Here is a 14,241-nt window from a genome sequence, read left to right on the forward strand (position 1 = left end):
CGCGCGCAGGCGGGGCGGCGTTCGCGCATCCGGCGCGCGCTGCGTAAACGCATCGCGCCCGGTTCATCGGCGCGGCGCGGCGGCGCCAGCGGCGGCGAACGTCCGCGAACGTGCCGCCTGGCGCGATCAACGTTGGCGGATCGGCGGCTCAGCCGCCGCGATCGCTGCGCAACCGCCGCAGCCGCCGCTCGTTGCCGGCGGCGGCGCGCGCGGCCACCGCGCTGAAGGCGACGATGCCCAGCACCACGATCCCGGCCCCGGCCAGCGCCTGGCCCTGCGGCCAGGCCTCGCCCAGCCACAGCGCGCCGATCGCGGTGGCGAACACGATCTCCGCCGCCTGCATCGCTTCGGCCGCGGCCAGCGCGGTGGGGTCGTTGCGGACCATGCCGGTGGCCTGGAAGAACAGGATCGTGGCGATCACCCCGGCGCCCAGCGCCACGCCCGCGGCCAGCCACGCCTGCGCGGCGGTCGGCGCGCCGGCCTCGACGCCGGCGTAGAGCGCGGTCGCCCACCACAGCGGCTGGCTCGCCAGGGTCATGCCGAACACGCGCTGGGTGGCGTTGAGTTCGATCCCGGCCCGCTCCAGGTGCAGCAGCAGGCCGCGGTTGCCGAGCGGATAGGCGACCGCGGCCACCGCCACGCACGCCAGCGCGATCCAGCCGGCGCGGTCGAGCCGGCCGCCGCCGTGGCCGAGCTGCATCAGCAGCACGCCGACGACGATGGCCGCGCCGACCAGCAGCGCCGGCAGCGGCACCCGCGCGCGTTCGTCGCGGTACAGGAACGGCGCGCACAGCATCCCGGCGATCACGGTCAGCTGGAAGGTCGCGGCGACCAGCCACGACGGCCCGCTGGCGGCGGCGTAGCTCAGGCACAGGTAGAACAGGCCGAAGCCGACCGCGCTCCAGGCCAGCCACGGCCCCGGATGGGCGCGGATCGCGCGCCACACCGGCCCGATCCCGCCCTGCAGCGGCATCACCGCCAGCAGCATCGGCAGGGTCAGCAGGTAGCGCAGCGACGCGGTCCAGGCCCAATGGCCACCGCTGTTGGCGGCGGCGCGGTTGAGCACGTAGGTGCAGGTGAAGAACAGCGCCGAGGCCAGCGCGATCAGCACCGCGTACAGCGCGTGCCGGCGCGCGTTCACGGCCGCTGGCGCACGCGGATGCTCGACGCCGGTACCTGCACTTCGTCGACCCCGCCGACCCGGATCGGCGTGCCCGGCTCCGGGCCCCAGGCGTGGGCGTAGACCACTTCCCAGGTCGCCGGCAGCTTGCCGTCGGCGCCGCGCAGCGGCTCGTAGGCCTGGGCGGCGCGGGCGAAGCGGGCGCGGCCGGTGAGGCTGCGGCGGCGGTCGACGCTGGCGTTGGTGGCGCCGAGCGTGCGCAGCTCGCGCATCAGGTGGCCGAGGTCGTCGTGGCCGAGCACGAATTCGTCGCGGTCCAGCACCGGGTTCTTGAAGCCGGCCGCGATCAGCGCGTCGCCGAACTGGGCGATCGAGGCGAACGGGCTGACGTGCGGCGCGGCGTCGGCCTGCGCGAAGGCGCCGCGCAGCTCGAACAGGGTGTCCGGGCCGAAGGTCGACACCAGCAGCAGGCCGCCGGGCTTGAGCACGCGGCGGAATCCGGCGAACACCGCCGGCAGGTCCTCGACCCATTGCAGGCACAGGTTGGAGAACAGCACATCGACGCTGGCGTCGCGCAGCGGCAGCGCGCGCGCGTCGGCGCAGACCGCGTCGGGCCGGCGCGCGCCGCCGAGCAGGCGCGGGCGCCAGCCGCCTTCGCCGAAGCGGCCGCGCGCCTCGCGCAGCATCGGCAGGGCCAGGTCGAGCGCGATCACCTGCGCACGCGGCCAGCGCTGCTGCATCGACGCGCTGAGGTGGCCGGGGCCGCAGCCCACGTCGACGACCACGTCGGGCACGCGCTCGTCGAGGTAATCCAGGGTTTCGCTCAGGCGCGCGCCGACTTCGCGCTGCAGCGCGGCGGCCTGGTCGTAGCCGTGCGCGGCGCGCGAGAACGAGCGGCGGACTTGGCGGTGGTCGAACAGATCGGTCATGACGGGACTCAATGCGGCGGGCTCGCGCAACCGGCGCAGTGCGGCCGGTCCGGAGCGGGTGGTTCACGGACGCAGGATGCGGAAGCGCCCGGGGCGGCAGGATCGCCCGGAGCCGTGGCGCGCGGCGCCGGCGGCCGAGGTGGCGGACGGGAGCGGGCGAGGGCTCACGGCGGGTTCAAACGGCGACGGCCGGCGACGGCGCTTGCGCCACGAACGCCTCGATCGCGGCGGCGACTTCGTCGGTCGCGCCGAGGAACGGGGCGTGGCCGGCGCTGGCGATGACCTCGCTGCGGCCCCGCGGCGCCAGCGCGGCTGCGGCCGGCATCGCCCCGGCCGGCACCAGGCGGTCGCGGCGGCCGGAGATCCACAGGCTCGGCACCCGCAGCCCCGGCAACTGCGCGCGCACGTCGAATTCGTCCAGCAGCACCAGCCCTTCCTGCAGCGCGCGCGGCGCCGGGTCGCCGCGCTCGAAGGCGAGCTGGCGCAGGTGGCGCAGTTCTTCCTGGGCCTTGGCCGAGCCCAGCGCTTCCAACGCGAGGAAACCCTCGAGGGTGCCGCGGAAATCGCGCCCGAGCGCTTCGCCGAAATTGCGGAACAGGCTCGGCTGCACCCCGTGCGGCCAGTCGTCGCCGACCACGAAGCGCGGCGAGGACGCGATCAGGATCAGGCCGCGCACCCGGTCGGCGTGGTCCAGGCCGGCGCGCAGCGCGACCTGGCCGCCGAGCGACCAGCCCAGCCAGTAGGCATCGGGGATGCGCCGCACCAGTTCGGCGGCGAGCGCTTTCGGCTCCAGCGGCGTGGCGTCGTCGCGGGCGTAGCCGTGGCCGGGCAGATCGATCAAATGCAGGGTGAAGGCATCGCCCAGGCGCTCGACCAGCGGCGCGAACAGGCCGGCGTGCATGGCCCAGCCGTGGATCAGCGCCAGCGCCGGGCGGCCGCTGCCGGCGGGAGCGCCGGCGGTTTGGATGTACATGGAAGGTCCGTGTTGCTGCGTTGCGTTGCCGCCGGCGCGGCGCGGGGCGCTGCGGGACGGATGGTGCGGGGTTTCGTCGTGCTGATGCGGCGCGATTCGGGACGTTGCGGTTCTGTCTTGATGAAGCCTGGAGTGCTGCCTGGGTGAAGCCCTGGATTCCCGCGTTCGCGGGAATGACGCCGTGGGGGCTTCGCCTGTTTTGCCGGGGCCGCTTATGTCGCCTTGTCGCCTTGTCGCCTTGTCGCTTGCGTCGCTGGTGTTGCTCGTATCGCTGTCTCTACTCGACTCGGCGCTTTCGCTTTTGCTCGTCATCCCCGCGAAGGCGGAAATCCAGAGACTTCAGCGTCATGCCTCGGTGAAGCCCTGGCTTCCCGCGTTCGCGGGAATGACGGGGCGATGCTTATGTCGCCAACGGGTTGCCGCTTGTGCCGCCCGCTGCCGCCATCGAATCCTCGGCTTCCGACGCGAGCCTTACCGCGCAGCTCCCGCCGTCGCCAGCGCGGCCTCGTCGGCGCGTTCGATCGCCACCCGCTCGGCCGCGCGCGCCAGCGCCTCGATCAGGCCGTCGACCTGTTCGCGCGTGTGCAGCGCCGAAAACGTCACCCGCAGCCGCGCGCGCCCTTCCGGCACGGTCGGCGGGCGGATCGCCGCGACCCAGTAACCCTGCTGCTCCAGCGCCTGCGCCATCGCCAGCGCGCGGCGGTCGTCGCCGCACATCACCGGCTGGATCGGCGTGCCCGAGGCCAGCAGCTCCAGGCCGAGCTGGGTCGCGCGCTCGCGGAAGTGCGCGGTCAGGTCGGCCAGCTTCTCGCGCCGCCAATGGTCGTTGCGCGCCAGCTTGATCGCCGCACGCGTCGCCGCGGCCTGCGCCGGCGGCAGCGCGGTGGTGTACAGGTGGCTGCGCGCGGTCTCGGCCAAGTGTCCGATCAGTTCGGCGTCGCCGTGCAGCGCCGCGCCGTAGCTGCCCAGGGCCTTGCCGAAGGTCGCCAGCTGCAGCGGCACTTCCTGCACCGACAAGCGCGCCGCGGCCACGGTGCCGCGCCCGTCGGGGCCGGTGACGCCGATGCCGTGGGCGTCGTCGACGTACAGCACCGCCTTCTGCGCGCGCGCCACCAGGGCCAGGTCGCGCAGCGGGGCGATGTCGCCGTCCATGCTGAAGACGCCGTCGGTGGCCAGCATCGCCAGACCGTCGGGCACGTTGCGCAGCTGGCGGATCGCGCCTTCCGGATCGGCGTGCGGATAGCGGCGCAGGCGGCAGCCGGCCAGGCGCGCGGCGTCGATCAGGCTGGCGTGGTTGAGCCGGTCCTGCACGCACACGTCTTCTTCGCCGAGCAGGCCCTGCACCGCGGCCAGGTTGGCCATGAAGCCGCTGCCCATCAGCAGCGCGCGCGGCGATTCCAGCCAGTCGGCCAGCTCGCGCTCGAGCGCCTCGTGCTGGGCGTGGTGGCCGCAGACCAGATGCGAGGCGATGCCGCCGGTGCCCTCGCGCGAGGCCGCGTCCTGGAACGCGTTGATCACCGCGAAGTGCTGCGACAGGCCGAGGTAGTCGTTGCCGCAGAAATTGACCAGCGAACGCCCCTCGACTTCGCAGCGCGCGCCGTCGCGGTGGGTCACCGCGCGGTGCGTGCGGCTGCGCGCGGCCGCCACGCGCTGGGCTTGTGCGGCATGGACGCGGTCGCGCCAAAGGATTCGCTGGCTGCTCATGGCAGGTGGCTCCGCCGCTCAGGCGGCGCAGGTGTGGGCGGGAAGTGCCTCGTGGTCTTCAATACTCGCATGGACGGTGCCCGCGGTCTCCACGACCTGCATCGGCCGCAGCCCCAGGCGCGCGAACAGGGCCAGGTCGCGCTCGGTGTCCGGGTTGCCGGTGGTCAGCAGCTTCTCGCCGTAGAAGATCGAGTTGGCGCCGGCCAGGAAGCACAGCGCCTGCAGCTCGTCGCTCATCGATTCTCGACCGGCGGAGAGACGGACCATCGACTTGGGCATCATCAGCCGCGCAACCGCGATGGTGCGCACGAATTCGAACGGGTCCAGTTCGGTGGTCCCGGCCAGCGGCGTGCCCTCGACCTGGACCAGGCGGTTGATCGGCACCGAATCCGGGTGCGCGGGCAGGTTGGCCAGGGTCTGCAACAGGCCGGCGCGCTGCTCGCGCGACTCGCCCATGCCGACGATGCCGCCGCAGCAGGTCTTCATGCCGGCGTCGCGCACATGCTCCAGCGTGTCCAGGCGGTCCTGGAACTCGCGGGTGCGGATGATCTCGTTGTAGAACTCCGGCGCGGTGTCGAGGTTGTGGTTGTAGTAGTCCAGACCGGCGTCCTTGAGCTTCTGCGCCTGCTCGCCGGACAGCATGCCCAGGGTGGCGCAGGTCTCCAGGCCCAGCGACTTCACCTCGCGGATCATCGCCGCGACCTTGGGGATGTCGCGGTCCTTCGGCGAGCGCCAGGCCGCGCCCATGCAGAAGCGCGAGGCGCCGGCGGCCTTGGCCTGCCTGGCCTTCTCCAGCACCGCCTCGGTGCTCATCAGCTTGGTCGCGTCGACGCCGGTGTGGTAGCGCTGGGCCTGCGGGCAGTAGGCGCAGTCTTCCGGACAGCCGCCGGTCTTGACCGACAGCAGGGTGCTGACCTGGACCTCGGTCGGGTCGAAATTCTCGCGGTGCACGCCGGCGGCGCGGTGCAGCAGCTCGGGGAACGGCAGGTCGAACAGCGCGCGGACCTCGGCGCGGGACCAGTCGTATCGGAGAGTGGATTCGGGGGACGTGTTGGGCACCGGGCTGGCTCCAGCGGACTGCACTGACGGCGGGCGAAAGGGAACCGGACGCAGGCAACGCGACCGGAGCGGGCAGTCTGGGAAGTGGCCGGGAGGCTGTCAACCGATGAAGCACGTGGATGGTTGACGGCGCTCGGAGTGGCAGATGAGCGCATCTTGCCGGGTGTTGTCGGCGGGTTGGGGGCGTTCGGGGCCAGTTCGCGGCGCGATGGGGCGCGTTGTGGGGGCGCGGGCGGCAGGCGGACGGGTAGCGGAGTGCAGCGACCGGCAGCGCAAGCGTGTCCCCGGTGGCGTTTTCGCGACCGACGGACCGATTGGGCAAGGCAACGCCGCCTGGGCGAGCGCGGCCGAGGGCGGTCGCTTGAGCGAAGCGGGGCGGAACACCACGACCTGGAAGCGAGCCCGTGTCAGCGCGAAGGGCCTTAGTCCCGAGGCCTCGCGCGCAGACGCACCTCCACCCGCACGCCCGCGCCGCGCCGGCGCACGCCCACAGGACTTCCCCGCCCCTCCCACCCGGCGTTTCCCGACCCGCGCGTCGCCGCCTCGCCGATAACCCGCAGCTTCGTCATCGCGAACACTGCGGCGATGAGCCCGGACACGTTCGCCCTCGCCTCCCCGGCCGGCTTCTGGTCGCGCCTGGGCTGGTCGCTGTGGCCCGCGCGCTGCCTGGCCTGCGCCGAACCCGGCCTGCCCGGCTGCGACCTGTGCGCGGCCTGCTGGGCGCAATGGCCGCGCAGCGGACGCAGTTGCCTGGGATGCGCGATGCCGCTGCGCGTGGATTCGGCCGGAGGGAACGACGGGGCCGGGACCTTCGACAGCTACAGCTACAGCGGTGGCGGTGGCGGTGGCGGTGGCGACAATCGCAGCCGCAAGACCGCTGTCGATGCCATTTTCGATGCGGGTCTCGATACCGGTCCCAAGGCCGATCGCGCGTATCCAGACGATCGCGCCCGCCCAGGCGCCGACGCGCTTCACGACCGCTGCAACGCCTGCCGCGACGACCGCGCCTCGCCCTTGCACGAAGTGCGCGCTGCGGCCTTCTATCGCGCGCCGCTCGACCGCCTGCTGCCGCGCTTCAAGTTCCATCGCGACCTCGCCGCCGGCCGCTTGCTGGCGGCGACCATGGCGGCGGCGTTCGCATCGCGGGCGGCGGAACTGATCGCGAACGCCGCGACCGCAGCGCCGCGGCAGCCCAGCGCGTGGCCCGACGACCGCCCGCAGGCGCGCGATACCGCCGGCGAACCTGAGCGCCGAACCGCAGCCGCCGCGGGCGATACGCCGACCTTGGTACCGATCCCCCTGCACCGCGCGCGCCTGCGCGAACGCGGCTACGACCAGTCGCTGGAACTGGCCCGCCCGCTGTCGCGACGCCTGGGCCTGGCTTTATCCGCCAGCGGCCTGCATCGCGTCCGCGCCACCGCGCCGCAATCGCGCCTGGACGCCGCCCGGCGCCGGCGCAACCTGCGCGACGCCTTCGCCTGGACCGGCAACGCCGCGCCGCCGACGCACGCGATCCTCATCGACGACGTGATGACCACCGGCGCCACCCTGCACGCCGCCGCGCGGGCGCTGCGACGCGCCGGCGCGCAGCGCGTGGATGCCTGGGTGTGCGCGCGGACGCTCTAGGTGCGGGCTGCGCAAAAGTCCGGGGGCCGGCGCTTTTCGCAGCGACCCGAAACAAAAGCATCGGGCCCGAAGGCCCTCCCACTGCGCCGTGGAAGGACCTTCGGGCCCGACGCTTTCCGCGCCGCAGCGACGCGGCACCCCTTATCGCGACCGATAGCGCGCGAAACGCGTCGACCGACCCGGCCGACGCCGCCAACGCCCTCATCCCTGAGCGAAGCCCTTCAGGCCCGACGCCTTCAATCGACCGCAGCGCGGCTTCGACCCACGCGGAGCCGAAAACGTCGGGACTCAAGAGCCTCCCTGCTCCGCGCGTCGCGCTTCCTGCGCGACGCGCGGCCCCCATGCCCTCCATGGCCTCGCACCAACCGGGCCCTGCATGGCCCCACCCCGGTGACGGCGTCCCTGCCGTCACGCGCGCCGTCCTGGGCGCAACCCCGATCGCGATCGCCCGCCATCCCTGGCGATGCTCCCTGCGCCGCGCCTGCTGGCGCGCCTGATCGAATCGAGCGGGTTCGTTTGGCCGACGTTCCCTGCCGTGGTCGGGGCCCGGCATCGCAAGTTCTCCACCGACGAGGATGCTTTGTCGCTTGCGATGCGTTCCCTGGCCCCCGATCCGCTCCCTCCTTGAGCGTGTGCTGCCGGCGGGATGTCCCTTCCCCGCCGCAGGCCGCCATTGTCGCCAACACAGGTCTCCTACATTGAGACCTGAGGGCGCAGCGACGGCCTGCATCGGCCGGAACGCGGCGTGGAAACGGACGCGGCGTCCTTGCCTGCCCGCACCGCCGCAAGCGCGGCGGCGTCTCCACGGCGCACAGCATCGCGCGCCGCGGCCGGCCGCGTCAGTCGGCGGTCGGCGCGCGTGCGGGTAGGATTTTTCCGCTTGCGCAAACGCGCGCGTTGCGCTTAGGGCATGACCGGCGGGTGGTAGGTCAGGGTCAGGCCGAGCAGCCACAGCAAGCCCAGCACCAGCGGGATGTGCACCAGCAACTGGATGAAGGTGAAGCCGACGATGTCGCGCGCCTTCAAGCCCAGCACGCCCAGCAGCGGCAGCATCCAGAACGGGTTGATCAGGTTCGGCAGTGCCTCGGCCGCGTTGTACACCTGCACCGCCCAGCCCAGGTGCACCTGCAGGTCGTTGGCGGCCTGCATCACGTACGGCGCCTCGATGATCCACTTGCCGCCGCCGGAGGGCACGAAGAAGCCGAGCACCGCCGAGTACACGCCCATCACCAGGGTGAAGGTGTCGGTGCTGGCGATGTGCACGAACACGCTCGACAGGTGATGCGCCAGAGTCTGGCCGTCGGCGCCCTTGGCCGCGGTCAGCAGGCTGGCGATGCCGCCGTAGAGCGGGAACTGGATCAGCACGCCGCCGGTGCTGGGCACCGCGCGCGCGACCGCGTTGAGGAAACTGCGCGGGCGCCAGTGCAGCAACAGGCCTACGGTGAGAAACAGGAAGTTGTAGGTATTGAGGCTGGCGATCGCGGTGACCAGCGGCTTGTGGCCGAACTCGTAGGCCAGCCAGCCCAGGCTCAGCGCGGCCAGCAGCACGGTGATCAGCGGGCTGTATTCGAGCCATTCGCCCGGGCGCGTGCGCGGCGGCAAGGCCGCGGCGTGGCGCTCGTCGGCGGCTAGGCGGTCGGCGCCTTCGAACTCGCGCGCGCGCTTGACCGAAGCGCCGCGCGGCGCGGTGACGAAGCACACCAGCAGCGAGACCGCGATCAGCGCCGCGGTCAGCGCGATCGACTGCCACAGGAAGATGGTTTCGCTGAAAGGCAGCACGCCGGTGATCGCAAGCAGGCCGGGCGGCATGCTCGCCGGGTTGGCCTGCAGCTGCGCGGCCGAGGAGCTCAGGCCCATCGCCCACACCGCGCCCAGGCCGAGGTAGGCCGCGGCGCCGGCGGCGCGGTAGTCCATGTCCAGGTCCTCGCGCCGCGCCAGCGCGCGCACCAGCAGGCCGCCGAACACCAGCGAAAACCCCCAGCTCAGCAGCGAGGTCAGCATGCTGACCAGGGCGACGTAGCAGATCGCGCCGCGGCCGCTGCGCGGGAAACGCGCCAGCGCGTCGATCAGCCGCGCCACCGCCGGCGCGGTCGCCACGACATAGCCGCCGATGACCACGAACGCCATCTGCATGGTGAAGGGAATCAGGCTCCAGTAGCCGTCGCCGAACGCGGCCGCGGTGGCGGTCGGCGTGGCGCCGAAGGCCAGCGCGGCGAGCGCGACCACGACCACGCCGAGCGCGGCGAACACATAGGCATCGGGGAACCAGCGTTCGGCCCAGGCGGCGCTGCGCAGGGCGAAGCGGGCGAGCGGGCCGTCGGCGACGGGAGCGGCTGCGGTCATGGCGGTGCGAAGTCCTGCGGTGGCCTGGGGATTGTCCGAGCGCTGCGGGCCCGGGCCACTTGGACTTTAGTCGGAATCGCCGGCTGCGGCGGCGCGCGCGGGCCATGGGCGACGGCGGCGATTGCGCGCCGGCGCCGCGGTTGCGGGTTCGCGGTCGCGGCTTGCGCCGCTGCTACAGGCAGGCCATGCGGGAACCGTCAGGGCGTGCCGATGGTGGCGCGCGGCGACTTGCCGGAACCGATCACCGCCTCGGCCCGCAGCTCGAACGTCGCGCCTTTCGAATACAGCGCGCTGACCGCCACCGCCGTCCACGCGGGGTAGTGGTCCTTGAAGAACTCGCGATGCACCTTCAGCACCGGCGCGATCCGCTCGCGGAACTCGGCCTGGTCGCGGGCGACGTGGAAGCTCTGCAGCTCGACCACGTCGTCCAGGTCGGCGCCGGCGCTGCGCAGGTGCTTGCGCAGCTCGACGAACAGCGCGCGCGCCCGGGCTTCGTCGTCCGCGCCGTCCGGCGTGGGAATGCCGGACACGATGACCCGGTCGCCGATGCGCACCACCGGCGAGTAATGCAGCTCGCGGTACGAACCTTCCCAGCCCGGCGGCGCGAAGTGTTCGCGGGTCGCAGCGGCGGCGTCGGACCCGGCGGGCGCCGCGAGCGCGGCGCCGCAGGCGAACAACAAAGACACGGGCAGCAGGGATCTGGGCATGGCGGCGCTCCGGCAACGGGTGCGGCCATTGCGCACCAGCGCGGCGGCACCGTCTTTGCCCGGCGTCGCGATTAGGTTGTGCAGCGCGCGCGAATGCGCGAGCGCGCATCGGCCGGCAGCGCACCGCGGGCGCCGCCGCCGCGAACGCGCGCCCGGCCCAGGCGGATCAGTAATCGCCCGGATTCGGGCTGTAACGCACCGGCACCTGGATCGTCGCGCTGCCGCCCGGCGCCAGGTCCACCGTCAACGCCACGGCGTTGCCGCCGACCGTGCCGCCGCTGGCCGCGCCGCAGGCCGAACCGGGGCTGGCGGTGCACTGCCACACCGCGGCCAGGCTCATGCCGGCCGGCAAGGTGTCGCTGACCTGGGCGCCGGTCGCCGCGTCGCTGCCGTCGTTGTTGACGGTGATCGTGTAGGTGCGCGCGTCGCCCGGCGTGTAGGTGGCCTGGTTGTCGCTCTTGCTGATCCGCAACGCGGTCACCAGCGCGCGGTTGGTGATGGTGCAGGTGAGGTCGTTGCCGGCGTTCGGGGTCAGCGTCCAGTCCACCGGGCCGGTGCCGGTCGGCCCGCCGGGCACCGGCACTGCGCCCGCGCTGCCGGCGTTGGCGACACAGGCGATGCTCTTCTGGTAACGCGAGAACGGCGTGCTGCCGGCGCTGAGCGCATCGCGCAGGGTGTAGCCGGTGCCCGACGCCAGCAGTTGCGCGCCGGTGCCGGCGCTGGTGCCGGCGCCGCTGGTGGCGGCGCTGGCAATCACGCTGGCGCCCTGCAGCAGGCTCACGGTGAACTGGTCGGCGGCGTTGGCGCGCGCGGCCACCTGCTTGTTCAAGGTCACCCGCGCGTTGGCCAGGGTCAGCACGTGGTCCTCGACCTCGCCGTCGCTGGCGCTGCCGGTCGGCGTGGCGATCTGCGCGGCGTTGCTGGCGATGCGCAGGCGCAGGTAGCTGCGCCCGGTCTGCACGCCGGCCGGCACGGTCCAGTTGAGGTTGACTGTGCTCGTGCCGGAGCAGGTCGGGCTGTTGCTGGAGGCTTCGCCGGCGTCGTTGAAGTCGCCGTCGCGGTTGAAGTCGATCCAGCCGCGCACCGTGCCGGGCCCGGTGCAGGCGATCGCCGGCGAGGTGTAGGTCGTGCTCGGCAGCGCCGCGATCGTGCCCAGCGGCGCGGCGAAGGCGTCCTCGTCGTCGCTGCCGAGCAGATCGTCGCCGTCGGCGTTGGCCGAGAACTGGGCGACCGATTCGGAGTCCAGCGCGGTGCCCAGGCGCGTGCTCGGCGGCACCAGGTTGGCCAGGGCGAAACCGCTGGCGTGGATGTCGGTGGTGGTGCCCGCGGCCAGGGTGCCGCCGGTCCAGGTGAACTGGGCGAGGTGGACCGCGTCGCCGTAGCTGGCCGGCGCGTCGCCGTGGTCGGTGGAGTCCACCACCACCACGCCGACCGCCACCGCCGAGCCGCCGCCGCCGTGGAACTGCACGCTGGCGCGGGTCGCGTTCTCCATGAACGCCACGCCCATCGGGCCGGACGCGCAAGATGTTCTGCCGGAAGCGGCCGGCGCCGCCGGTGGCGAACTGGGCCTGCGCGACCAGCGGCGACAGCAGGGCGGCCAGGCCGAGGGCGGCGATCACGGCGGCGTGCGCAGCCAGACGGGCGCGCGGGCGGCGCGCGGAGAGGACGAGGGTCATGCGGACTTCCGGTTCGAACGGCGGACGGACAACGCCGTGCGGCCGGGCCGCGCGCAGGAGCAGGTCCGGCGCCCTGTCCCCTGCCTAGGCGTGCCGCGAGTGTGCCAATCGGGCTGTCAACATCACTTGAAGTACGCAGTCCAGGGACGCGCGCCCGCTGTCCCAACCTGAACGATGTTCAGGCAACCGTTGTGGCGCTGCGCAGCAGGTAGTCCAGGGCCAGACCGGCAAAGATCGTCAGGCCGACCCAGTGGTTGTGCAGGAACGCGCGGAAGCAGCGCTCGCGCTCGCGTCCGCGCGCGATGACGAACTCATACGCCACCAACCCCGCCGCCGCCGCGAGGCCGGCGTAGTACCACAGCCCCAGCCCGGCGCGCTGGCCGACCAGGCCCAGCGCGGCGAACATCAGCGCATAGAGCACGCCGATGGCGACCAGATCGAGTTCGCCGAACAGGATCGCGGTCGACTTCGAGCCCATCTTCAGATCGTCCTCGCGATCGACCATGGCGTACCAGGTGTCGTATGCGGTCGACCACAGGATGTTGGCCACGTACAACAGCCACGCCACCGCCGGCACTTCGCCGCGCACCGCCGCGAACGCCATCGGGATGCCCCAGCCGAAGGCCATGCCCAGGTAGACCTGCGGCAGATGGGTGTAGCGCTTGAGGTAGGGGTAGCTGGCCGCCAGCACCACGCCGACCGCGCTCATCAGCACGGTCAGCCGGTTGAGGGTCAGCACCAGCGCGAACGCCGCCAGCATCAAGGCCGCGAACACCGCCAGCGCCTCGCGCCCGCGCACCTCGCCGGTGGCCAGCGGCCGGTGCCGGGTGCGCTCCACGTGCGGATCCAGCCAGCGGTCGGCGTAATCGTTGATCACGCACCCCGCCGCCCGGGTCAGCCAGACCCCGGCCGAGAACACGAACAGCACCCACAGCGACGGCATCCCGCCGGCCGCGATCCACAGCCCCCACCAGGTCGGCCACAACAACAGCAGCCACCCGATCGGGCGGTCGCCGCGGGTCAGCTTCCAATACAGCGACAGGCGCCGCCGCCAGTCCGGCGCGGGCAGGTGGGATTGGGCGCGATCCATAGCCGCATAGAGTAGCGCGGCGGGGGCGGGGTGCTTGCCCCTGCAGAGGGGTTGAAGGCGTGCCGGGCTTGTCGGATTGGCGCGCTGGATCGGATGGTTGATGGGCGCTGGACCGGTCGGCCCGGCGCGGGTTTGGGCCTCGGCTCGGCTGGCGACTTCAGCGCTTTCGCATGGGCCCCGGGCCGTCGTGGCCGGCCGACCGGCCGGATTCACCCAAACCGGCGGATTCCGCTATGATGCACGGCCGCACGCCGCGACCCGGCGTCCGCGATCTCTAAGCGCCTGTAGCTCAGCCGGATAGAGTAGTGGCTTCCGAAGCCATTGGTCGGGGGTTCGAATCCCTCCAGGCGCGCCAACTTCCCCAGTTCGAACCTCTCTATTTCGAGAGCAGCGACCGTCGAAAACGCCTTGTTTTCGGCGGTTTTCGCGTTTTGGCGTTGGACCAAGGTCGGCGCGATTTCGGCCGAAACGGGGCAGATCAACCCCACTTTTCTCTCTCTTTTCTCAGGGCGTTGGTTTTTTAGTCCAACGCGCGACTCCGCGTTTTCTTTTTTTTCAATGACTTAGCGTTGGTACAAATAGGGCGGTTTGATGGCATATATGCCCCTCAGAATCGGGATCAAACCATCTGCCCATGCGTGCTTGCGAGATCCTCAGACCAGGACTATAAGTGCTGTGCCGGCTCGGCTGCGCGCCCCGGTGTTTTGCCTGCATTGCCAATCGGCTCCAGGTGCCTGCTCTTCCGCTATGGCGGAGACAGGATTGCCTACCTCACGGAGCCGCTATGCCCAACCTTCAAAGTCTTCGCGAACGTGCCTTCGTAGCCCAACAAGGCCGCTGCTGCTATTGCGGTCGTGCCATGTGGCTGCAATCTCCATCCGAACTTGATCTGCGGCCGTCCAGGGCGATGTCGCGGCGATGCACAGCGGAGCACTTGATCGCTCGTCACGAAGGCGGTCGTAACAGAAGGGAAAACATAGCTGCCGCTTGCTGGCTCTGCAATCAGCGTCGGCA

Annotated in this window: 10 protein-coding genes, 1 tRNA gene and 3 pseudogenes; 5 read left to right on the top strand and 9 right to left on the bottom strand. The window is 72.0% G+C overall.

All coding sequences use genetic code 11. The features are described 5' to 3' along the window. Positions 1 to 148 precede the first annotated feature (148 nt). From BLV01_RS16625 to bioB, 5 genes and pseudogenes are all read right to left on the bottom strand, one after another. Positions 149 to 1,141 (bottom strand): multidrug resistance efflux transporter family protein, encoded by a 993-nt coding sequence (locus BLV01_RS16625; RefSeq protein WP_254782664.1) that lies wholly within the window; start codon positions 1,139 to 1,141, stop codon positions 149 to 151. After that, positions 1,138 to 2,049, bottom strand: coding sequence for a malonyl-ACP O-methyltransferase BioC (bioC, locus tag BLV01_RS16630; protein ID WP_091802131.1), 912 nt, complete (start codon positions 2,047 to 2,049; stop codon positions 1,138 to 1,140). Before bioC ends, BLV01_RS16625 begins: the two co-directional genes overlap by 4 nt. Positions 2,050 to 2,224: 175 nt before the next feature. After that, on the bottom strand, positions 2,225 to 3,022 hold the full coding sequence (gene bioH, locus BLV01_RS16635; protein ID WP_091802134.1) for a pimeloyl-ACP methyl ester esterase BioH: 798 nt from the start codon (positions 3,020 to 3,022) through the stop codon (positions 2,225 to 2,227). 471 nt (positions 3,023 to 3,493) lie between these two features. Beyond that, a complete protein-coding gene (gene bioF / locus BLV01_RS16640; protein ID WP_091802138.1) occupies positions 3,494 to 4,726 on the bottom strand; it encodes an 8-amino-7-oxononanoate synthase in 1,233 nt (410 codons plus the stop codon). 93 nt (positions 4,727 to 4,819) lie between these two features. Then, a pseudogene (gene bioB, locus BLV01_RS16645) lies at positions 4,820 to 5,785 on the bottom strand (biotin synthase BioB); the annotation flags it as partial. A gap of 585 nt (positions 5,786 to 6,370) precedes the next feature. Here bioB and BLV01_RS26880 point away from each other — a divergent pair. After that, positions 6,371 to 6,547 (top strand): annotated as a pseudogene (locus tag BLV01_RS26880) (hypothetical protein); the annotation flags it as partial. A 291-nt stretch (positions 6,548 to 6,838) separates the two neighbouring features. Next, positions 6,839 to 7,411 (top strand): annotated as a pseudogene (locus tag BLV01_RS16650) (phosphoribosyltransferase family protein); the annotation flags it as partial. Positions 7,412 to 8,314: 903 nt separating this feature from the next. On the opposite strand, the gene BLV01_RS16655 reads toward BLV01_RS16650, so the two are convergent. The 3 genes from BLV01_RS16655 to BLV01_RS16665 all read right to left on the bottom strand — a co-directional run bounded on the left by BLV01_RS16655 (position 8,315) and on the right by BLV01_RS16665 (position 11,953). After that, positions 8,315 to 9,754 carry a short-chain fatty acid transporter gene (locus tag BLV01_RS16655; protein ID WP_091802143.1) on the bottom strand — a complete coding sequence of 480 codons (1,440 nt, stop codon included), beginning with the start codon at positions 9,752 to 9,754 and terminating at the stop codon, positions 8,315 to 8,317. A 197-nt stretch (positions 9,755 to 9,951) separates the two neighbouring features. Next, positions 9,952 to 10,461: a Rid family hydrolase gene (locus BLV01_RS16660; protein ID WP_091802146.1), complete on the bottom strand. Its 510-nt coding sequence runs from the start codon at positions 10,459 to 10,461 to the stop codon at positions 9,952 to 9,954. 166 nt (positions 10,462 to 10,627) lie between these two features. Next, complete coding sequence (locus tag BLV01_RS16665) at positions 10,628 to 11,953, bottom strand: GEVED domain-containing protein (protein ID WP_139178783.1); 1,326 nt, start codon at positions 11,951 to 11,953, stop codon at positions 10,628 to 10,630. Between BLV01_RS16665 and BLV01_RS25595 the strand changes: the two genes are divergently transcribed. After that, complete coding sequence (locus tag BLV01_RS25595; protein WP_139178785.1) at positions 11,952 to 12,308, top strand: hypothetical protein; 357 nt, start codon at positions 11,952 to 11,954, stop codon at positions 12,306 to 12,308. The two genes, BLV01_RS16665 and BLV01_RS25595, sit on opposite strands and share 2 nt — an antisense overlap. 7 nt (positions 12,309 to 12,315) lie before the next feature. Here the strand turns inward: BLV01_RS25595 and ubiA are convergent, their stop codons facing one another. Next, positions 12,316 to 13,227, bottom strand: a complete 912-nt coding sequence (gene ubiA, locus BLV01_RS16670) for a 4-hydroxybenzoate octaprenyltransferase (RefSeq protein ID WP_091802152.1) — start codon at positions 13,225 to 13,227, stop codon at positions 12,316 to 12,318. 278 nt (positions 13,228 to 13,505) lie between these two features. Between ubiA and BLV01_RS16675 the strand changes: the two genes are divergently transcribed. Both BLV01_RS16675 and BLV01_RS26885 read left to right on the top strand, forming a co-directional pair. After that, a tRNA-Arg gene (locus tag BLV01_RS16675) sits at positions 13,506 to 13,582 on the top strand. A gap of 552 nt (positions 13,583 to 14,134) precedes the next feature. Next, positions 14,135 to 14,241: HNH endonuclease (locus BLV01_RS26885; protein WP_254782667.1), on the top strand; the 107-nt coding region annotated here is incomplete at its 3' end.

The sequence above is a fragment of the Lysobacter sp. yr284 genome, assembly GCF_900107375.1.
GTDB lineage: Bacteria > Pseudomonadota > Gammaproteobacteria > Xanthomonadales > Xanthomonadaceae > Lysobacter.

What these genes read in the sequence shown, in the direction of transcription:
- bioC (WP_091802131.1), bottom strand. Translation starts at nt 2,049, where the DNA reads ATGACCGATCTGTTCGACCACCGCCAAGTCCGCCGCTCGTTCTCGCGC.
- bioH (WP_091802134.1), bottom strand. Translation starts at nt 3,022, where the DNA reads ATGTACATCCAAACCGCCGGCGCTCCCGCCGGCAGCGGCCGCCCGGCG.
- bioF (WP_091802138.1), bottom strand. Translation starts at nt 4,726, where the DNA reads ATGAGCAGCCAGCGAATCCTTTGGCGCGACCGCGTCCATGCCGCACAA.
- BLV01_RS16655 (WP_091802143.1), bottom strand. Translation starts at nt 9,754, where the DNA reads ATGACCGCAGCCGCTCCCGTCGCCGACGGCCCGCTCGCCCGCTTCGCC.
- BLV01_RS16660 (WP_091802146.1), bottom strand. Translation starts at nt 10,461, where the DNA reads ATGCCCAGATCCCTGCTGCCCGTGTCTTTGTTGTTCGCCTGCGGCGCC.
- BLV01_RS25595 (WP_139178785.1), top strand. Translation starts at nt 11,952, where the DNA reads ATGAACGCCACGCCCATCGGGCCGGACGCGCAAGATGTTCTGCCGGAA.
- BLV01_RS16665 (WP_139178783.1), bottom strand. Translation starts at nt 11,953, where the DNA reads ATGGAGAACGCGACCCGCGCCAGCGTGCAGTTCCACGGCGGCGGCGGC.
- ubiA (WP_091802152.1), bottom strand. Translation starts at nt 13,227, where the DNA reads ATGGATCGCGCCCAATCCCACCTGCCCGCGCCGGACTGGCGGCGGCGC.